Source organism: Pedobacter sp. SAFR-022 (assembly GCF_051965375.1).
Taxonomy (GTDB): domain Bacteria; phylum Bacteroidota; class Bacteroidia; order Sphingobacteriales; family Sphingobacteriaceae; genus Pedobacter.
Genome location: NZ_JBQCME010000007.1, coordinates 148,425 through 168,588 on the forward strand (window position 1 = coordinate 148,425; position 20,164 = coordinate 168,588).

Annotated in this window: 14 protein-coding genes; 9 read left to right on the forward strand and 5 right to left on the reverse strand. The window is 46.2% G+C overall.

Annotated features, from left to right (window positions below; genetic code table 11):
- The first annotated feature begins 281 nt into the window (after positions 1-281).
- From ACTHQF_RS15665 to ACTHQF_RS15675, 3 genes are all read left to right on the forward strand, one after another.
- Positions 282-2,702 (forward strand): TonB-dependent siderophore receptor, encoded by a 2,421-nt coding sequence (locus ACTHQF_RS15665; protein ID WP_440431624.1) that lies wholly within the window; start codon positions 282-284, stop codon positions 2,700-2,702.
- A gap of 96 nt (positions 2,703-2,798) precedes the next feature.
- On the forward strand, positions 2,799-4,115 hold the full coding sequence (locus ACTHQF_RS15670) for a PepSY-associated TM helix domain-containing protein (protein WP_440431625.1): 1,317 nt from the start codon (positions 2,799-2,801) through the stop codon (positions 4,113-4,115).
- A gap of 87 nt (positions 4,116-4,202) precedes the next feature.
- Positions 4,203-4,658, forward strand: a complete 456-nt coding sequence (locus ACTHQF_RS15675) for an SRPBCC family protein (RefSeq protein WP_440431627.1) — start codon at positions 4,203-4,205, stop codon at positions 4,656-4,658.
- A gap of 183 nt (positions 4,659-4,841) precedes the next feature.
- Here ACTHQF_RS15675 and ACTHQF_RS15680 read toward each other — a convergent pair whose 3' ends face one another.
- Positions 4,842-5,216: a hypothetical protein gene (locus tag ACTHQF_RS15680; RefSeq protein WP_440431629.1), complete on the reverse strand. Its 375-nt coding sequence runs from the start codon at positions 5,214-5,216 to the stop codon at positions 4,842-4,844.
- Between the two features lie 165 nt (positions 5,217-5,381).
- On the opposite strand from ACTHQF_RS15680, the gene ACTHQF_RS15685 reads away from it, so the two are divergent.
- The 4 genes from ACTHQF_RS15685 to ACTHQF_RS15700 all read left to right on the forward strand — a co-directional run bounded on the left by ACTHQF_RS15685 (position 5,382) and on the right by ACTHQF_RS15700 (position 10,982).
- The gene (locus tag ACTHQF_RS15685) at positions 5,382-7,025 is read left to right on the forward strand and encodes a carboxylesterase/lipase family protein (protein WP_440431630.1); all 1,644 of its coding nucleotides are present in this window, start codon (positions 5,382-5,384) and stop codon (positions 7,023-7,025) included.
- A 45-nt stretch (positions 7,026-7,070) separates the two neighbouring features.
- A complete protein-coding gene (locus tag ACTHQF_RS15690) occupies positions 7,071-7,760 on the forward strand; it encodes a pseudouridine synthase (protein ID WP_440431632.1) in 690 nt (229 codons plus the stop codon).
- 11 nt (positions 7,761-7,771) lie between these two features.
- A complete protein-coding gene (locus tag ACTHQF_RS15695) occupies positions 7,772-9,037 on the forward strand; it encodes an alkaline phosphatase family protein (RefSeq protein ID WP_440431634.1) in 1,266 nt (421 codons plus the stop codon).
- Between the two features lie 361 nt (positions 9,038-9,398).
- The gene (locus ACTHQF_RS15700; RefSeq protein WP_440431636.1) at positions 9,399-10,982 is read left to right on the forward strand and encodes a S8 family peptidase; all 1,584 of its coding nucleotides are present in this window, start codon (positions 9,399-9,401) and stop codon (positions 10,980-10,982) included.
- Between the two features lie 72 nt (positions 10,983-11,054).
- Here ACTHQF_RS15700 and ACTHQF_RS15705 read toward each other — a convergent pair whose 3' ends face one another.
- The gene (locus ACTHQF_RS15705) at positions 11,055-11,240 is read right to left on the reverse strand and encodes a hypothetical protein (RefSeq protein ID WP_440431638.1); all 186 of its coding nucleotides are present in this window, start codon (positions 11,238-11,240) and stop codon (positions 11,055-11,057) included.
- A gap of 139 nt (positions 11,241-11,379) precedes the next feature.
- On the opposite strand from ACTHQF_RS15705, the gene ACTHQF_RS15710 reads away from it, so the two are divergent.
- Positions 11,380-14,565 (forward strand): LamG-like jellyroll fold domain-containing protein, encoded by a 3,186-nt coding sequence (locus tag ACTHQF_RS15710; protein WP_440431640.1) that lies wholly within the window; start codon positions 11,380-11,382, stop codon positions 14,563-14,565.
- Positions 14,566-14,585: 20 nt separating this feature from the next.
- A complete protein-coding gene (locus ACTHQF_RS15715) occupies positions 14,586-14,792 on the forward strand; it encodes a hypothetical protein (protein WP_440431642.1) in 207 nt (68 codons plus the stop codon).
- Between the two features lie 10 nt (positions 14,793-14,802).
- Here ACTHQF_RS15715 and ACTHQF_RS15720 read toward each other — a convergent pair whose 3' ends face one another.
- The 3 genes from ACTHQF_RS15720 to ACTHQF_RS15730 are packed head-to-tail and all read right to left on the reverse strand — an operon-like array spanning position 14,803 to position 20,154.
- Positions 14,803-15,666, reverse strand: coding sequence for an N-acetylglucosamine kinase (locus ACTHQF_RS15720; RefSeq protein ID WP_440431644.1), 864 nt, complete (start codon positions 15,664-15,666; stop codon positions 14,803-14,805).
- A gap of 18 nt (positions 15,667-15,684) precedes the next feature.
- Entirely contained in the window at positions 15,685-17,031 is a 1,347-nt protein-coding gene (locus tag ACTHQF_RS15725; protein WP_440431646.1) for a TolC family protein, read from the reverse strand.
- Positions 17,032-17,037: 6 nt separating this feature from the next.
- The gene (locus tag ACTHQF_RS15730) at positions 17,038-20,154 is read right to left on the reverse strand and encodes an efflux RND transporter permease subunit (protein ID WP_440431648.1); all 3,117 of its coding nucleotides are present in this window, start codon (positions 20,152-20,154) and stop codon (positions 17,038-17,040) included.
- Positions 20,155-20,164: the final 10 nt, after the last annotated feature.

Consider the following 20,164-nt stretch of genomic DNA (forward strand, 5'->3'; position numbering starts at 1 on the left):
GGTGGCAGCCACCCTGTGCCACCGCCCGGCTCATGCAAGGTGTTGACAAGGCCTTGACCAGACTATAGCCTTGTCAAGGCCTTGTCAACGCCCTGTCAACCCCTTGTTAAAGCCTCGTTAAGGCAATGCTGATCCACTGTTTTTTACCACATTACTTATAAGATTATCTTATTAATCTGTAACTAACCTGTTTCTTTATTTAAATAAATTCTAAATAAGGCTTGGAAATTGGAAAGACCTTTCTATTTTTGCCAAGCTTTAGAATTGATCTAAATAAAGAAATGAAGAAACTTTACACGTTATTACTTTTAAACTTCCTGTTTTTGAATACCCTGCTTGCACAAAACACTTCTGTAAAAGGAAAGGTGCAAAATGAAGCGGGCGTAGCTTTACAATCTGTAAACATCACTGTTGAAAAATCCAATGTAAGTAGCCGTACAGACGAATCCGGTAACTTCGAATTGCGGATTCCTGCTGGTAAATATACCTTCAAAGTAAAACTGATGGGTTACGAGACCCAGAGCACTAGCGTTGAAGTTCCTGCAGCTGGGACCCAGATCAACTTCACGTTGAAAGACGCAAAAAACGATCTGTCGGAGGTTGAAGTTTTCGGAACCAGCAACAAGCAGCAGGAAAAACTCGATGCCATCACCAGGTTGCCCTTAAAAGCTAGTGACCAGATTCAGAGTATATCGGTAATTTCAAACAAATTAATTGAACAACAAGGCGCATTAAGCGTAATCGAAGGGGTACGTAATGTACCAGGCGTATATACTTATGCAACATATGGTGGTGTTAGAGAAAGTATCTCCTCACGTGGTTTCCGAGGTATTCCAACCTTGAAAAATGGTGTTCGTGTAATGAGCGATTTCCGCGGTATGGGCTTCTCCTCTGATATGCAGGGGGTAGAAAGTATCCAGGTAATTAAGGGCGCTAGCTCGATCACCATGGGTGCTGCAACGGATCTTGGTGGCCCGGGTGGTATCGTGAACGTGGTAACAAAAACGCCTAAATTCGAAAACTCCGGAAATGTTTCCTTCCGTACCGGTAGTTGGGATCTTGTTCGTCCTACCTTCGACATCCAGCGTGTGGTAAATAAATCGAACACCCTTGCTGTACGCTTAAACGGTGCTTATGAGAATGGTGGTAAGTTCCGCGATCACATGGGCAACGAATCTTTCTACATCAATCCTTCATTGGAATGGCGTCCGGATGCAAAAACAAGTCTGACTTTGGAGATGGATTACTTCAACGAGAAGCAGGCTGTTGATGCGGGTACCGTGAACCTTTCTGTAGGTAATAAAACCAACCAGATCTATGACCTTCCTTCAAACCGCTTTTTAGGTTTCGAATCAGATAAAACTGACACCAAACACAGCACTTATACCGCGAGGTTGAAACGTGATCTATCAGATAAACTTTACCTGCGTGCAGCTTTGTTCTATTCAAACTATGATAGTGACGCCATTAAAACCGGACTTGCTGCTGCTAGAGGCAACGGCATCAACGTGGATCAGGTAAATATATATAACCGCTCTATCGCACACAACAATGCCAGAGAAGATAAAAACACCGTGTTGCAATTAGACTTAATCGGTCAGAAAGTGCAAACCGGTAAGATCTCTCATACTTTCCAGGTAGGCGGTGATTTCAGATACTTAGATTTATATCAACCTACTTATAACAGTATTGCCGTTGACCAGATCAATGTTCTTGATCCTTCAACCGTGACCAACGTACTTCCATCGGGTATCAACCCGGCCTTCCAGCTAACCACAGAAGTACAATCTTATGACTACCGTTTTGGTATCACTATTCAGGATGTGATTCAGGTTACAGATTGGGCCAGAGCTTATGGTGGTGTTCGTTACAGTACCAACAAAACCCGCGATAATGGTGCATCCAGTGCAACCTCAAGCTTCTGGAATCCTTTAGCAGGGGTGATGTTTACCCTTAAGCCAGGTTTCAATGTTTTCGGATCGTACACCAATAGTACCAATCCGAGATCTGCATCTGTAGTGGATATCAATGGTAACCCATTGGGTGCAGAGCGTATTGATCAGATGGAAGCTGGTATCAAATCGGAATGGTTTAATGACCGTCTTCGTTTCAACCTGACCTTCTACAAGATCAACAACAAAGACATGAACCTTGAGGCTTTCAATGTTGATGAAAATGGCGTTGTACAATCGGCTGGCTATTACGTTAAAGGTGGTAATGATGAACGTAAAGGTATTGAAGTGGAGTTAACCGGTAAGATCCTACCGAATTTGGAAGTGGTAACGGGTTACGCTTACATCAACGCGCAGTTCAAAGATCATACGACTTTTGTTCCCGGATCTGCACCGAACAATACGCCTAAACATACTTTCAACGCATATGCCAACTATACCTTCAGAAATAATGCTTTAAAAGGTCTGAACCTTGGTGCGGGCGTATATTACCTTGGTGAGCGTCCGTACAACGATTGGACTCAAGAAGGCGTGCAGTACCATGCCATTGATCCGAATACGGCACCATGGTTCAATAAAGCATATACTCTGGTAAACGTACAAGTAGGTTATCCAGTAACAAAAAACCTGAGTTTACGTGCTTTGATAAACAATATTTTTGATAACGTCGGTTATGATGCCTACCGTTCAAACTTTATAGACAGGATTGCGCCACGAAATATTTCAGGGGTGCTGAGTTATAAATTTTAAAGAATAGCCGTACATGATGGTAAAGGTATCCTCCACAAGGGGGATATCTTTTTGCATAAAATACAAATCGCCAAACAGACATAAAAAAATAGCCAAATGAAAAAGAAGTACAGCTTTCGAAAGTTTTCAAATGACATCCATTTATGGTTAGGAATTGCCAGCGGCCTGGTGCTGTTCGTGGTCTGCCTGACAGGCACCATTCTGACCTTTGAAAAAGAGATCGTAGAGTGGGCAGACTCAGAACGTTACCATGTTGAAGCAGCTGCTGGGGCAACAGTTATCCCGATTGACGAGTTGGTTGCCAAAACGGAAGCTGGCTTAAAGGGTAAGGTTACTGGAATCGAAATACCGGCTAATCCAAATGCAGTTTACCGTTTCACCGTTCAGGAAAAGGGTCCTAAGGGCGGCAAACCGGAAGAAGGAAAAGGTGATCGCATGAAGAATGCAGAAGGTGGAGGTATGAAGAAAGCTGAAGCTGGGCCGGGTGCAAAGGCTGAGGGTCCCAAAGGCGGCAAAGGTGGTGGCGGAAAAACCTATTTGGTGAATCCTTATAACGGCGACATTACCGGTACAACCAAAAGCGCAACTGCGGAATTCTTTTCGACCATGATGGGTTTGCACCGCTGGTTATTATTACAGGATAGTGGTGGTAAGATCATTGTGGGTGCTGCAACGATCATTTTCGTGTTTCTGGTACTTTCTGGCTTGGTACTGTGGTGGCCGATTAAGCTTCGTAACTGGAAGCAGGGCTTTCAGATCAAGTTCTCTGGAAACTGGAAACGGATTAACCATGACCTGCACAATACGCTTGGGTTTTACTCTTTTATCGTGCTGTTGATCATGGCGCTGACAGGACTTTGCTGGTCATTTGAATGGTATAAGACTGGTGTTAGCGATGTGCTCGGCGACGAAGTATTCAAACAGCGTAGAGAGAAGCCGATGCCATCTGATCCGATGAATGCTGGCAATGCTGCAAAACCAATGCTTGCTTCACTGATCTCAAGCGCAGATCAAAGCTTCCCTTATGAAGGTAATTACAGGTTGCGTTTTCCTGCAGATTCAGCAGGTTCATACGTGATCAACAAAAGTCGCTCAGGCTTCTTCGTGCTGACTGCAGCAGACAAGATCCAGTTCGAGCAATATACCGGAGCAGTACTAAAGACTGAGAAATTCAGCGATAAACCTTTCAACGAGCAGGTGGCAAGCTCTGTACGTTCCTTACACCTGGGTGATATTTATGGTACTTTCTCTAAGATCATTTACTTTTTAGCCTGTCTGTTTGCAACCAGCTTACCGGTTACCGGTACAATTATCTGGATCAACAAGCTTAGGAAGAAAAACAAAAAACAGGCTGCTGGTAAACGCCGTGTTCAAAGGTTGCAACAGCACCAAGCGACTACAGTGGTCGTCTAATTCTTGCCATAAGACAAGTTTTAGACTCGTATTTATCACCATTTTTATGAAGTTATATAAGTTCAACTGATGGTAACAACTTAGCGCATGGAAAACTTTACGACTAAACTTATACTGAAGGCTAAAGCGCAGGATGTATATGAGGGTTTAACCCTTTTAATTTCGAAATGGTGGTCGGAGATGTTTGAGGGCTCTGCCGAGGAGCAGGGTAACGTATTTACGATTCGTTTTGGATCTCAGGTCTATAAAACCATGGAAGTCGAACAGCTGGTCGGGAATGAAAAAGTGAGCTGGCGGGTGGTAGATGCGTTGATTGATTTGCCTGAGCTTTCTAATAACACCGAGTGGGTTGATACCAGAATTATTTGGGACATATCAATTACATCGGAAGGCACCGCCTTAGCGCTAACACACGTTGGTCTTACTCCGGAAATACAATGTTATGATTTATGTAAAAACGGTTGGCAAAGCTTTCTATATAGCTTCAATAAATTTTTAACGACCGGGAAAGGCGTACCTTTCAGCCTTACGGAAAGCAACTAATGTTTCGCTAAATGGTTGCAGTAAACCTCCACCACCTACAATTGCATCGATGAATCCCGCGCAGAAGGATACCAGACAAAGCAGCAGTATATCGTGTAACATTTGCGCACAAAGGTGCGAAAAAAAAAATCCGGCTTCTGGGGCATTCTTGAAGCCGGATTAAGGTAACCTTAAAAAAAGATTTTATTCCTTCACCTTAGTAAAGGGTTCTTTGGTCCATGCACCTGCACGTTCAGGGCAGTCATCCGAAAGGGGTGTTAATAGCAATTGTTCTCCTTGTATGGCGTACTTCAGGGTAAAGGTTGAGCCCTCAGGGCAGACACTGCTTCCCGAGGTTTTCTTCAGTATGATCGTATCGCCACTGATCTTGTAAGTCATGGTTTCCACCAGTTCATTGCTTTCTGCTAAACTGACTTCAAATACGTCTGTTTTAAAATTTAAGTACATCGGCGTAGCTTCTGGAACAGTCAAATTACCGGTCCATCTGGTATTGGCCAGCTGTGCATGTGCTAATACGCCAACGAACATGAACAGCATGAGTGTTACTAGACGTTTCATAACTTACTGGTTTGTAGCTCAATTTAATGAATTTGTATTGCACAAAAAACAACATAATTGTGCCATTTGTGAGAAAGGTCAAGGACCATTAAACGGTTCTGAAAGAAATTTTTTAAATTGAACTCGCTCAGCACGCTGGGTATAAACAACCGATATAAACCTTTTATGAGAATAATTAAAATGTTCATGTTCATCCAGCTGGCTATTGTAGGGCCGCTGGGTTTTGCGAATGCACAATCAGGCAAGACAGTACAAACCAAAGTTGCTAACGGCCTGCTGGAAGGTACAACGGAAGCCTCGGGTGTAAAGAGCTTTAAAGGTGTTCCTTTTGCAAAACCACCCGTCGGAGAATTACGTTGGAAAGCGCCGCAACCTGCCGAAAACTGGTCGGGTGTTAAAAAGGCGGACCAATTTTCAAAGAGTCCAATGCAAGCCAGGGTATTCGGCGATATGATGTTCCGCTCACCTGGCACCGGTGAAGACTGCCTCTACCTGAACGTCTGGACACCAGCAAAAACCATGAAGGAGAAACTACCGGTACTGGTATATTTTTATGGCGGCGGCTATGTGGCAGGTGATGGCTCTGAAGGGCGGTATGATGGCGAAGCTATGGCCAAAACGGGTATCGTAAGTTTAACAATTAACTATCGATTGGGTGTTTTCGGGTTTATGGCCCATCCTGAACTTTCCAGGGAAACGTCCTACAAAGGATCTGGAAACTATGGTTTACTAGATCAATATGCAGCATTGAAGTGGGTACGCGAAAATATCGCCGCTTTTGGTGGCGACCCGAACCGGGTAACGATTGCAGGTGAATCTGCAGGATCCATCTCCGTTTCGGCACAGATGGCTTCTCCGCTGTCAAAAGGTTTGATCGCAGGTGCTATCGGCGAAAGTGGAGCGATGATTAAACCGACACTTGCGCCATTGACATTGGAAGAAGCCGAAAAGAACGGACTTGCATTTGCGGAAAAAGTTAAAGCAGGTTCATTGGCCGAACTACGGGCGCTTTCTGCGGAAGAACTGTTGAAGGTCGCTTCTGGTCCAAATGGATTCCGTACTGCAGCAACCATTGACGGGTATTTTCTGCCGAAAACCTTGAACGAAATATTTGAAGCTGGCGAACAGGCCAAAGTGCCACTGCTTGCAGGCTGGAATTCTGCTGAAATGCCTTATCAGGCCTTTATGCGCGCGGAGAAGCCTACTCCGGAGGCTTATGCGAAAAGAGTAAAAGAAGACTTCCCGGAGCAGGCGGAGCAGGTACTTAAACTATATCCGGGGAGCAACGAAGCGGAGGTGATTAAGTCTGCCACTGCTTTGGCCAGTGACCGGTTTATTGCATACAGCACCTGGAAATGGCTGGACCTGCATGCGAAAACCGCTGCTAAGCCAACTTATCGCTATCTCTTCTCGAAATCCAAGCCACCAATGACTAAAGATTTCGCCAATGCCACAACAGGGCTGGCAGGCGGCGTAACCAAAGCGGATGATCAGAAAGCGCCTGCCCCGGCCGCACCGATATCGCAGGGTGCACCCCATGCTTTTGAAATTGAATATGCTATGGGTAACCTGGACAAAAATCCGGTTTATGCCTGGACACAGGAAGATCATCAGATCTCTAAGACCATGCTGACTTATTTTTCGAACTTCATCAAAACTGGTGATCCGAATGGTTCCGGACTTCCGAAATGGGCGCCGATCAGCAAGCCGGAATCCGCTACCTTCATGAATATCGGTCCGAAAACTCAATCTGAAAAGGCAACTGATCTGGAGCGCTACCGCTTTATGGATCAGCTATATTCGAAATAGGCAGGATAATAACGTTTCGGGTGTTATCTTTGCAAAAAACTTAGAATGCTCGAAATTATCTATCAGGATGAACACCTGATTGCCATAAATAAACCGCACGGACTGCTGGTTCACCGGTCATTCATCGCAAATGATGCAAAGGAATTTGCATTGCAGATGTTGCGTGACCAGGTGAACCGTCGCGTAAGTCCGGTGCACCGCCTGGATAGAAAGACCTCCGGGCTGCTCCTATTCGCATTTGATAAAGAGGTGGAAGTTGCCCTGCACAAGCAGTTTCAGGAAGGCGCCATCCGGAAAAAGTATATGGCCATATTGCGTGGTTACGCGCCCGATAGTATGGACATTGACTACCCGCTGGTGAAGGAAAATGGCGCCATTCAGGATGCTTTCACCTCTTTTGTAACGGTGAAGCGTGCTGAACTTGATGTTCCGCTGGGTAAACACCCCACCTCAAGATATTCCTTGGTTGAGGCCACACCAACCACCGGCAGAATGCATCAGCTGCGTAAACACTTTGCGCATATCTGTTACCCGATCATTGGTGACCGTAAGCATGGCTGCAACAAACAAAACCGTTTCTTTAAAACGCAGTGGGACATGACCACCATGTTGCTGCATGCTTCGGAGCTGGACCTGATACATCCTGTTACTGGCGAACAGTTGATCCTAAAAGCGGGCTTTCATCCTGAATTCAGTAGGATGATGACGCTTATGGGCTGGAATGAACACGAATGATCCATATAAATATGATTTCTAATTTAGTTAAACGTATGCTGTTCATCGCAGTGATGGCAGCACCTTTAATGGTACAGGCACAAGGGGATTTTCCTCAGCGCATTGTTGCAGATCGGCAGAACTCGGCGGCGCAACAGCAAAAACCTTATGTGATCCTGATCTCTGCGGATGGTTTTCGCCATGATTATGCGAAGAAATACCAGCCGGAACATTTGCTAAAGCTAAGTGCTGCGGGCGTACAGGCGGAAAGTATGATCCCGAGTTATCCAACGCTTACCTTTCCCAACCATTATACCCTGGTGACGGGACTTTACCCTGCACATCATGGATTGGTTAACAACACTTTTTACGACCAAGCCCGAAATGATCGATATAGTATGTCTGCAAAGGCTAAGGTGCAGGATGGCAGCTGGTATGGGGGCACACCGCTCTGGGTACTTGCGGAACAGCAGCAAATGGTGTCTGCAAGTTTTTTCTGGGTTGGTTCGGAAGCGGATGTAAAAGGGGTACGTCCGACCTATAGCTACGATTTTACGGAGAAATTCCCAATGAAGGAACGTATACAGGTGGTTAAAGACTGGTTGAACCTTCCCGAAGAGAAAAGGCCACACCTGATAACCTTCTACATCTCCGAACCTGATCACTCCGGGCATGACCATGGGCCGGAATCTCCAGAAGCGGCTGAAGCGGTGAAAATGGTTGATCAAGCCATATTTGAGTTGACAGAGGTCGTAAAAACAACCGGACTGCCTGTAAACTTTATTTTCCTTTCAGATCACGGTATGACCGCTGTAGATCGGGAACACCCGCTCAGGCTGCCAAAAAGTATAGACCCGGAGAAATTCGTGGTGCCTACGTCAGGTACCACGGTGAGTATCCATGCTAAAAACAGTGCCGACATCAAACCACTGTACAAGCAGCTAAAGAAAGAGGCTGTGGACTATGAAGTGTATCTGAAAAGCAAGATGCCGAAGAAGTTCCACTATGGTGCCAAGGACGACCGGTTTGATCGTATTGGCGACATCGTGCTGATCCCAACATGGCCACGGGTATTCTCCAGCAGAACACCAAGCCCCGGGCAACATGGATTTGACCCTGCAAAAGTTAAAGATATGCATGCAACCTTCTTCGCATGGGGCCCGGCTTTTAAGTCTGGTTTAAAGATCCCATCTTTTGAAAATATAAACGTGTACCCATTGATCACAGAAATACTTGGCTTGGAATACACCGAGAAGATTGATGGTAAGAAAAAGGTGCTTGAAGACATTCTGAAGTAGCGCATGAGCAGGTAACAAGCATTTAACATTTTTTAACATCTACAACATTAGACCTTTTAAGAAAGCTATAGTCCTATAGACAACACACCGCAAGAATCCTGGGTATTCTCAGATCTCGCTGGGTTGATGGAGCATACCGTTTGACATTGGTAGGTGGATAGGTTAGGTTAGGTGAGGCCGGAGCAGGAATGTTCCGGCCTTTTTCTGAAAGGTGTTTGTCTTTTGACCAATTTAATGTTTAAGTCGGCTATATTTGAAATCCTGATGTTGCGTTAGTAGGAGCATGTTATGCTTCTCTGCTTTGGAAACAATCCATGTAGGTAACTGAGCAGCATCGAATAAGAACAATTTAAGTAAAACTATGATTAACAGATTTTTTACCGGAAGAATGCGGCTGATTGTTGCCCTGTCGTTTTTCCCATTTTTTACATTTGCACAGAAGTCAAACTGGCAAAACCTGGATCTTAAAACAGATTCTGTATTCGGTATCAGTACAGAGCGTGCTTACAAAGAACTGCTAAAAGGCAAGAAAGCTACACCTGTTATTGTCGGCGTGTTGGACGGGGGTGTGGACATTACCCATGAGGACCTGAAAAGCGTCTTGTGGGTAAACAAAAAAGAGAAGCCAGACAATGGCATTGACGATGACAAGAACGGTTATAAGGATGATGTAAACGGATGGAACTTCCTGGGTTCTGAAAAAGGCTCCATTGAATTTGAAACCCTTGAACTTACCCGTTTGCTTCGCCGGGACATGAAGAAATTCGAGAACGTATCTGAAGTTGCTAAAGAAGATGAAGCCGCCTACGCCCAGTATAAAGCGATGAAGGCTGATTTTGACAAGCAGGTTGCTGAAGCAAAAGAAAGTCTTGCCGGTATCGAGGGTTTCAAATTCGTATTGAACAGCGTTGTTAAGAAGATTGGAAAAGCGGAGCCTACTGCTGCAGACTTTGAGCAGTACAAGGCAGAAAATGAGATGGAAACCCGCTTGAAATCCGTTATGGTGAATGCTTTAAAAGAGGATAGCTACAAGGATTTCTATAAAAATCAGATCCAGAAAGGTGTTGACCACTATGACGAAATGTTGAAGTATAACCTGAACCTGGAATATGATCCAAGAGCAGAACTTGTGGGTGATGATTATGCCAACGGCCGCGAAAGATCATACGGTAACAACGACGTCAAAGGTCCTGATGCAAGTCATGGTACCCACGTTGCTGGTATTGTTGCCGCTGATAGGACCAATAACATCGGTATCAAAGGTGTAGCGGATAAGGTGTTGATCATGGGTGTGCGTGCAGTACCAGGTGGCGATGAGCGTGATAAGGACGTAGCCAACTCGATCCGCTATGCGGTTGACAATGGCGCCAAAGTCATCAACATGAGCTTTGGTAAAGCCTATTCATGGGACAAGGAATTGGTTGATGAAGCAGTGAAATACGCGATGTCTAAGGATGTGCTGCTTGTTCACGCTGCCGGAAATGATAACAAGAATACCGATGTGGAGGTAAACTATCCAAATCGCAACTACCTTTCAGGTGGTGTTGCAGGTGCTTACCTTTCTGTAGGTGCTTCAACTCCAACAAATGATGAATCCTTAAAGGCTGATTTCTCGAACTATGGAAAAACATCAGTAGACGTTTTTGCACCAGGTTATCAGATCAATTCGACCATCCCGGATGGAAATGCTTATGCGAAGTTTAATGGAACCAGTATGGCTGCACCGGTTGTAGCAGGGTTAGCCGCAACCATCCGTTCGTACTATCCGAAATTAACAGCTTTACAGGTAAAAGAGATCATTATGAAATCTGTTGAGAAAGTTAATCACCCGGTAACGGTAATGGTTGATGAAGCGCCGGTATCTATGCCTTTCTCTGATCTTTGTGTAACGGGAGGTATTGTAAATGCTTACAATGCACTGAAACTCGCAGCAACCTATAAATAAGTACTGTATTTAGGATCAGGAAGCTGATCCTTTCAATCCCCTGTGTCAGATCGTTATTGATGATGCAGGGGATTATTTTTTGTCCTCCTCAAACTTGATAAACTCCCAGACCGCTTTTTTTCGCTTATACCAAACCTTGTAGCTCTGGCTAGGCGGTATGGTGAAATGGAAGGTCAGTTCTGTCTCATTAGAGTCCTTCGGGAGGAAGCTGGATAACAGCGCATCTGCTATGTTCTTGATTTGTTCTTCGGTGTGCATATGAAAAGTAAATGTACAGGCTGATGTTGTGAAATTACTAATAATTATTTCCAAATTATAGGGCTGGTAATCTGATATTTCAATTCTGCAACCTTTCTGAGTGCTTCCTGCGCTGGAATAAGTACCATTGAAATATCAAATGGCTAAGATCTGTAAATTGTTTCTGCTTCTTGTCTTTACCGGTTTTCAGGTAAGTGCCCAGGCTTGGTTGCCGGGCTATAATTATCGTAAGAAGATTACGATCCATAAAGAATTTGTGGCGGGTGCGGTGAACCTGGAGAACTTTCCACTGCTGGTTGCATTGGAGGATCCTGACCTCCGGTATGTAGCAGGAGACTGTTCCGGGAATAAGATCTCCGGCAGCAAGGGCCGTGATTTTGCCTTTACGCTGGTAACTGCGGCAGCGACACCTTTGAGCTATCAGCTGGATCACTATGAGGCGGCGAGCGGTAAGCTGTTGAGCTGGGTACGACTGCCATCACTTGCGGCGGCGGGAACTGCTACCGCAGCTACTGAAATCTATCTTTATTACGGGTCCAATAACATTCACTTTCCCAATGCTGCAGCAGCACAGTTCACCTGGAACAATGATCAGGATCGGATATGGCACATGAATGCAGCGCCTTCTGGCATTCCCATTGAAAATGCTGCCCGCAGTGTAGCAGCGGAAGCTTTGCGACCAAGCAGCAATATGACTGCCTCCAACTATGTATCCGGAAAGATAGGCAGTGCCATACAGTTGAATGGCAGCAACCATCAGCTGAGCGCCGGGAAGATTAACAGCACCAATTTCTTTATGTCCTGCTGGATCAAATTTACCGCAGTCAACCGCGAGCAGGTGATTCTCAGCACAGACAGCGCTGCTTTTGGGGGTTATGTCTTGAAGCTGGAAGCATCAGGGCGCCTGTCGCAGGAAACACGGACGAATTCATCAACTTCAGTTAAACTGTCAACGCTGATCATGGTGCCGGATCGCTGGTACCATTTAACGAGCCAGTCTTATCAGGGGCGAAGGGACATTTACATAGATGGGGTAAACTATGCGGTCGGTTTAGGTAGTTTTGCCTCGAAGCTGGGCGGCAGCCTGGTGGTAGGCTCCAGTAAGATTCAAGACAAGTATTTCGGCGGCATCATAGACGAATTGAGGATACAGACCTTCAATGCAAGCCCCGAATGGATCATGAGCAATTATATCAACCAGCGTGATCCCGCGGCCTTTTATGCGGTTTCTGCAGAAGAGTCAAATGTAGAACTGCTGCGTACGGGCATGGTATTCAGTAATGTGCTGAATCAATCATGGGCCGAACCATCAAACTGGAGCAGCAAGGAAGTGCCGGAAAACTATGAGCAAGTGATTATTGGTCCGGGTGCAAAGCTAAGGGATGGAATACCTGAGGGATTAAGCTTGAATAGATTAACCCTGGAACGAGATGCGATAATGCTGCTGGGGCAGCCCATGGAAGTGCTTTGTGACTCCAGGCTGGATTCGGGGGCGAGGCTTAGCATAAATGAGGGCGCCTACCTGCAGCTCGATGCCAGTCTGATTAATCATGGCCTGTTGGAAAGCGATGCGGAGGTACAATCCGGTGGACTACGGTTTGCTGGTGCTGCTCCACAGCTCGTTTCTGGTTCGGGGCATATCGGTGTACAGGAGCTCTTGCTGGATAAGGCAAGTACTTCCGCGGTGCTAAAGTTGGAACAGGCAGTTGACGTGTTCGGCTATGTGCAGACGAAAATGGGCGTACTGAATTCCAATGGTCATTTAACCCTGAAGCATACCGGTACCGAGAAGCAAGGTTTTTTATGGCCGATCTCGACGCCGCCTGAAGCGGCGGTTATCGGAGAGGTCAATGTGGAGCAACACGTGTCAGGTGCTTTTCCTGCGCCTGCGACCGCCCGGGGTTGGCGCCTGTGGAGCTCGCCGGTTTATCATGGATCGGGTGCTGGCTTGTCCTACTATCATTTGTTTGATCTCAAAGCTGCCTTGTTTGTAACTGGTCCGGGTGGAATGCGGAATGACTTTGATGATTCTCCGCAGAACGGACATACAATTTATACCCACAATCAGGCGCTGACCGGCACACTCTCGCAGAAGTATAGCGGGATCCCGGAGATGAACACTACCGTTGATGTGGGTAGAGGCATCTATGTGTTTTCGCGTGGTGACCGCCTGGTGCCTGATGCTTATGCCAGGCAAGTCCAGACCGCCCCGTTTGAAAGCCCCGGATCTTACACCATCAAGCATAAAGGGCTCCTGTTTCAAGAAAGTTTGCATCTGGAGCTCCAGAACCGCAACATGGGGGAACCGGATGATGGCTTCCATCTGCTGGGGAATCCATATGCAGCAGTGCTTAGCTGGTCGGATTTGCAGCGAGAGAATCTGAGCCCATACGTCTGGAAATTCAATCCTTTGAATAATGCATACGATGTAACGGATGATCCAAATACCAGGATTAAGGCTGCTGAAGGATTCTTTGTAAAAGTACTGAACGGACAGGGCAGGGGCAGCATTGACTTTAGCCCCGGGCATTCAGCTGAAACGATCTCTGCGAAATCAAATAGACGTTTGGCTACAGTGGAACATCATGCTACGCAGCATGCAGCTGATGGTAAGATCCGTGTCGTGCTGGCAAGAGAGGCTTTTGAGCAGCAATATACCCTGGTGTTGTCGACCCTGGGCAACAATGATGTCGATGACCGTGATGCAACTGCGCTGGGCGTCGGTTATGTAAGTATCGCCGGACTTGCCGGTGCTGAAACAAAACTTTCGGTAGATACGCGTGCAAAACCCGAAAGGCGACTGCTGGAGGTGCCATTGTACGTGAAAGGGTATGTAACAGGTAAATACCGATTGCACATATCGGGCATTGGAACACTGGAGGCCGGCACGACGTTGATCCTGGCAGACCGCTATCTGCGTACCCAGAAGGTGCTGTCCGAAGATCAGGTGTATGAGTTTGACTTGAATACGGCAGTAGCGGAAAGTTTCGGTGAACATCGTTTCGTATTACTGCTCAAACCTTCGAAGCTTGAACTGCAGCCGGAAACCGATACAGCTGGCGAGGAGCTTGAGGTGCTGATTTACCCAAATCCTTTCTACAGTAGTTTCGAACTGAAGCTTCCCGGTATGGTGCGTTTCAGGATGGAACTGCGTCTACGGGATCTGATGGGACGGCTGCTCCTGCGACGCAACTTCGGCTGGCTGGATGGTGCGGAAGTGCTGCAGGTAGATACGCCCGGTATTGGATCCGGACTCTACCTGGTGGAATTGATCAATCTGGATACGAATCGACCGGTGAAAACCTTGAGGATCATTAAACGCTGAAACCACATAAATTAGATATTATGGTAATTATTCCACTGCTCCCCGTCAACCTACAGATTTGGACACTGATTTTACTGCAAGCAGCAGGGATGGACGATCCAGGCATGCCTGGGGGAGACCCTGATCTGCCGGAAACACCGCTGGATGCTGGTGTTTACATCCTGATCATTATCACGCTGCTTTATGGTGTATGGAAGATCCGCAGGTCGAAGCGTCCAACAATTTAACTGTCCTTGGTTAGTCTGCCGCCAGCTGAATACCTTCCTTGTGCAGGATGTAGTTGAAAATGCCATGGATTGGTTTCTGATAGATGTTGCCAATTTTTACTTCATTCTCCTGGCAAACTGCTCTTAGTACGTCCTGATAAAAATAAGCGATGGATCCAATAAAATGGCAGTTCAGATTTTTGTAGTCTGCGTAATCCTTGATGTTTGTGTCTACAAATTCCTGGAAGCCCGCACGCAGAACCTCCACAATAAATGGATGACTCAGGTTGCTGGCCATAAATCTGCTAAGCGAAGCCAGGTAGATGTTTGGAAATGGCCGTTGATATACATTGGTGATTACGCTCTCTTTATTGATGTCGTAGGTTTCTGCGAATGCTTTACCAAGTTTCTCCGGCATGGAGCCATACAGGTAAGAGGTCACGAGTTTACGGCCAAAGTAAGTTCCGGAGCCCTCATCACCAAGCACGTAACCGAGACCATGCCTGCTGTCGTGTACATGTTTTCCATCGAAATAAGAAATGTTTGAACCCGTACCAAGAATGCAGGACAACCCTTTCTCATCACCACATGTTGCATAAGCGGAGCCTACAAGGTCATTGTCTACACTGATGAAAGCTTTCTTAAAGAATAGTGACAAGCCATTGGATACCACCTCATGTTTGTCCGGCGAGGAACTTCCAGCACCGAAAAAGTAGATCTCCTGTACTTTGGAAGCATAAGGTGCAAATTCTTCTTTTTTTGCAAGTACCTTATAGATCTCCTGTTCATTCAGGAAGTAGGGATTTATGCCTTTGGTGTTGAAAGTGATAATTTCTCCATTATCATAACCCATCCAGTCTGTTTTCGAGGAACCGCTGTCAGCTACTAATATCATGCGTTAAAAATAATAATCTTATTGAACATTTAGGGTTCCGCTGATTTCTTTCAGGCTGATCTCGGTGATCTTTGCCTGGTACTCAGCATCTAATAGTCGGGTAATGGCATTGATGGAGTTTCGCTGAGCCTCACGCAGTTCTAGTGGAGATATGCTACCCAGGCGATATTTCTCTAAGGTGATTTCCAGGTTCTGATCTGCAACCTGCACGTTGCCAGACTCGACTTTAAGCAGGTCGAGATTGGTCATATAATTCTGGTAAGTAGAAATCAACTGTGCATTGATGGTCTGTCTGGTTCGTTCCAGGTCGAGCACCGAAGAGCTGATGGAAACCTTCGCATTGCGTTCATTTTGTCTTTGGAGAAAGCCGTTGAAGATGTTTACACTGGCAGAAAGTCCGTAGGTGAGTCCATTAGACTGGATTTTCTGGTTAAATCCGGTAGGGCTGGTACTTCGGGACACCTGGTAGCCACTATTTACGGCAATGACCGGATACCGCTGGCCTTTGATCTGCTTGAGGTTGAGCTCGGCGATCTTCTTGTTGATAAATGCGTTCTGCAGACTTGGGTTGAGCTGCTGTGTCTTTTCTGCAAGATCCTGCAAGACCAGGTTGTTCTGGATATTCATGTCTTCATCTACCTTAAATTCGATGTTAAGGTCCCGGGCCATGATCTGGTTCAGGGTAACCATGGATGTTTTCAACAGGTTTTTTTCCTGTAAATAAGATGAAGTATCGGTATTAAAATCTACGATGGCTGTTAGCACGTCCAGCTTGGAGCCACGGCCGATCTGCAGCTTGTTTTCCGCTATGCGACGTCTTAATCTGGAGATCTCCATGGCACTGTCTTTGGCTACAACAAGCTGCTGCTGGCGTACCATGGCGTAATAGGCATTAACGACATCAGCGATAGTCGTCAGGATCACAGCTTTTGTGTTTACTTCGCCTTGTTTCTGGAGTTCCTTCAAACGATCATAATTGGCGAACATCTGAAAGCCGTCAAAAACCGTCCAGTCGAGCGCCACCCCATAATTGAGGTTGGTGTTTTTTACGCCTGAAAGTTCTTGCTCAGGCCCTGAAGCGGGGGTACGGATGGTGTGCTGGTTACTCCCGTTGTTAGCTACACTTCCAACCAATGCAGGCAAAAAGCCTGCATTACCGACATTTGCATTGTTTTTCGCAATGAGCAGATCATTGTTGACCAATTTGATGTCGTAGTTGTTCTTTAATGCGGTATCTATAGCCTCCCTTAGCGTAAAACGCGGCAAGGAGTCGGTATTCTTATGGAGAATATTCTGTCCGTAGGTATATTGGCTTAGGCCTAAAAAGATCAGGCCCAGGATAAACATATTTATGCTGATTTTCATGCAGGATTAAACATTAACGGTTTCTAATTTCTCGCTTTCGATAGCTGCTTCCAGTGAACGGGTAAGTTCCTTGTTTTCCTTATGCTCTTTAGACCAGTAGGAATAAATCGCAGGGATAACAAACAGTGTAAGCACCAGAGAGAAGGTGGTACCACCTACGATCACGATACCCATACCCATACGGCTTTTTGCTGCCGCACCAAGTGCCATGGCAATAGGTAAGGCGCCAATGGCGATGGCCAGACTGGTCATCAGGATCGGTCTTAACCTGGATACGGAAGCTTCCCGGATAGCCTCCTGAACGCTTTTACCCTGTTCTTTAAGTTGGTTCGCAAACTCGACGATCAGGATACCATTTTTGGTTACCAGACCGATAAGCATGATTGTGCCGATCTGGCTGAAGATGTTCCAGCTCTGACCAAAAAGCCACAACGACAGAAATGCGCCAGCAACGGCCATTGGCACCGTTAAGATAATGATGACCGGGTCTTTAAAGCTTTCAAATTGGGCGGAAAGGATCAGGTAAACCAGCAGCAAGGCAAGTCCGAATGCAAATAGGGTGTTCGAAGAACTCTCCCGGTAATCCCTTGACTCGCCACCAAGATCGGTTGAGAAGGTATCGTCGAGCACTTTTGCGGCAATTCTATCCATGGCGTCCAGGCCTTCACCAATACTCACGCCTGGGGCAAGTCCTGCAGACACGGTTGCTGCAGTGAACCTGTTGTTACGGTACAACTGCGGTGGACTGCTTTCTTCTCGCTGATCAACCACGTTGTCGAGCTGAATAAGTTGCCCTTTATTGTTTCTGACGTAAACGGAACTCAGGTCCAGAGGATCTTTTCGGTCTGCAACTTCAAATTGGCCAATAACCTGGTATTGTTTCCCGTTCATGAAGAAGTACGAGAAACGCTGCCCGCTTAAACCAAGCTGCAATGCCATTCCGATGTCTTGTGCAGAAACTCCAAGGTTCTTGGCTTTGTCGCGGTTTATGGTCAGGTTGATTTCCGGCTTATTGAACTTCAGATTCACATCTGAGGTGGTGAAGCTTGGATCATTTGCGACTTCTTCCATAAACAAAGGCACTTTCTCCCGTAGCTTTTCAAAGTTCTGCGCCTGGATAATGTAGTTTATCGGTAAGCCACCCCGCCGTCCTACGGAAATTGTGGGTTGTTGCGTAACCACAACCTTTCCTTCAGAATACTTACGGGTGATGCTGGTGAGCTTGTTGGCAATCTCCGCCTGCGAGCGCTCCCTTTCTGAAGGTTTTACCAGGCCCATTCTGAAGAATCCACCATTGGTGGATCCGCCACCAAAGCCTGGTGAAGTGATGCTGATGTTTACGTTTGTTTCAGGAACGGAGTCTGCGATCATGGTGCCGATCTTGTTCATGAAGTTGTCTGTATAGGTGAAGGAAGCACCTTCAGGTGTACTTACGTTCATGTTGATGGCGCTGCGATCGTCATATGGTGCCGTTTCCTTTGGAATGATGTTCCAGAAAAGAGCGATCATTGCCACACAGACTACGATGATTGGAATTGCTAACCAGCGACGACTAAGGAACTTGTTTAAATTCTCTTCATAACTATCATTCAGTTTCTGGAAGTAGGGCTCGGTCATGAGGTAAAACTTCGATTTGGTATGACCGGTACTCTTCATCAGGTAAGCGTTCAGCATCGGTGTCAGGGTTAGCGACACAAATGCGGAGATGAGCACTGCGGCGCCAATTACGATACCGAACTCCCGGAAGAGCCTGCCGACGAATCCTTCCAGGAAGATCACAGGCAGGAATACTGCTGCCAGCGTAATCGAGATGGAGATCACGGCAAAGAAGATCTCATTGGAACCCTTGATTGCCGCTTCAAAGGGCGAATAGCCTTCTTCGATCTTCTTAAAGATGTTTTCGGTAACTACGATACCATCATCTACCACTAGTCCGGTAGCGAGTACAATCGCCAGCAGGGATAGTACATTGATGGAAAATCCAAAAATGTACATGATGAAAAACGTAAAGATCAAGGATACGGGAATATCGATCAATGGCCGGAAGGCAATTGCCCAATCCCGGAAGAAAAGGTAGATGATCAGAATTACAAGGATCAACGAAAGGATGATCGTCTCTGTAACTTCGGTAATCGACATCTTGATGAATTCGGTCGTATCCAATGAAACTTCCAGTTTGATGTCTTCTGGAACATCTTTTTTCAGCTGTTCGAAGCGTTTGTAGAATTCCTCGGAGATGGCCAGGTAGTTGGCACCTGGTTGGGGAACAAGCCCCACGGCCACCATCGGTTTGCCCGATTCGCGTAATACGGTTTCCTCGTTTTCTGATCCGAGCATGGCATAACCGACGTCCTGCAGCCTGACCACGTTATTGGAGTCACTGGTAAGAATCAGGTTGTTAAATTCCTGTTCGTTGGTAAGTTTTCCTAAGGTTTTAACGATAAGCTCCGTGTTGGCACCGGTGATTTTTCCAGAGGGCAGTTCTACGTTTTCGCGGTTCAGCGCATCAACCAGATCAGAGGAGGTTAATCCGTATGCTGCAAGTTTAGCCGGGTCAATGCGAATACGCATGGCATATTTTCGCTGCCCCTGGATTTGAACGCTACTTACACCAGAAATGGTTTGCAGACGTTCTGAAATGACGTTTTCCGCATAATCGCTTAATTCCATCACATTACGTTTATCGCTCTGGATGGTCATGGTGATCACGGCCTGTGAGTTAGCATCCGCCTTGCTCACTGTGGGATTGCCGTCAATATCCTTTGGCAAGCTTCTAGCTGCCTGTGACACCTTATCACGGACATCATTTGCTGCATCATCGATATTCTTGTCGAGGTTAAACTCTATCGTAATGTTACTGCTACCCTGGTTACTTGAAGATGAAATGTTGCGAATACCATCGATACCATTAATGGATTTCTCGAGCGGCTCGGTAATCTGCGATTCAATGATATCGGCGTTGGCACCCGGATAAGAGGTTCGCACGGATACAACGGTAGGGTCGATGTCGGGGAATTCCCTTACGCCCAGGAACGAGTAGCCAATGATTCCGAAAAGCAGGATCATGAGGTTCATTACAATGGCAAGAACCGGCCTTTTTATACTGGTGGTTGAAATACTCATGTTCTTTGAA

What these genes read in the sequence shown, in the direction of transcription:
- ACTHQF_RS15690 (WP_440431632.1), top strand. Translation starts at nt 7,071, where the DNA reads ATGCTCGAAATTATCTATCAGGATGAACACCTGATTGCCATAAATAAA.
- ACTHQF_RS15685 (WP_440431630.1), top strand. Translation starts at nt 5,382, where the DNA reads ATGAGAATAATTAAAATGTTCATGTTCATCCAGCTGGCTATTGTAGGG.
- ACTHQF_RS15665 (WP_440431624.1), top strand. Translation starts at nt 282, where the DNA reads ATGAAGAAACTTTACACGTTATTACTTTTAAACTTCCTGTTTTTGAAT.
- ACTHQF_RS15710 (WP_440431640.1), top strand. Translation starts at nt 11,380, where the DNA reads ATGGCTAAGATCTGTAAATTGTTTCTGCTTCTTGTCTTTACCGGTTTT.
- ACTHQF_RS15675 (WP_440431627.1), top strand. Translation starts at nt 4,203, where the DNA reads ATGGAAAACTTTACGACTAAACTTATACTGAAGGCTAAAGCGCAGGAT.
- ACTHQF_RS15700 (WP_440431636.1), top strand. Translation starts at nt 9,399, where the DNA reads ATGATTAACAGATTTTTTACCGGAAGAATGCGGCTGATTGTTGCCCTG.
- ACTHQF_RS15695 (WP_440431634.1), top strand. Translation starts at nt 7,772, where the DNA reads ATGATTTCTAATTTAGTTAAACGTATGCTGTTCATCGCAGTGATGGCA.
- ACTHQF_RS15720 (WP_440431644.1), bottom strand. Translation starts at nt 15,666, where the DNA reads ATGATATTAGTAGCTGACAGCGGTTCCTCGAAAACAGACTGGATGGGT.
- ACTHQF_RS15730 (WP_440431648.1), bottom strand. Translation starts at nt 20,154, where the DNA reads ATGAGTATTTCAACCACCAGTATAAAAAGGCCGGTTCTTGCCATTGTA.
- ACTHQF_RS15715 (WP_440431642.1), top strand. Translation starts at nt 14,586, where the DNA reads ATGGTAATTATTCCACTGCTCCCCGTCAACCTACAGATTTGGACACTG.
- ACTHQF_RS15725 (WP_440431646.1), bottom strand. Translation starts at nt 17,031, where the DNA reads ATGAAAATCAGCATAAATATGTTTATCCTGGGCCTGATCTTTTTAGGC.
- ACTHQF_RS15670 (WP_440431625.1), top strand. Translation starts at nt 2,799, where the DNA reads ATGAAAAAGAAGTACAGCTTTCGAAAGTTTTCAAATGACATCCATTTA.
- ACTHQF_RS15680 (WP_440431629.1), bottom strand. Translation starts at nt 5,216, where the DNA reads ATGAAACGTCTAGTAACACTCATGCTGTTCATGTTCGTTGGCGTATTA.
- ACTHQF_RS15705 (WP_440431638.1), bottom strand. Translation starts at nt 11,240, where the DNA reads ATGCACACCGAAGAACAAATCAAGAACATAGCAGATGCGCTGTTATCC.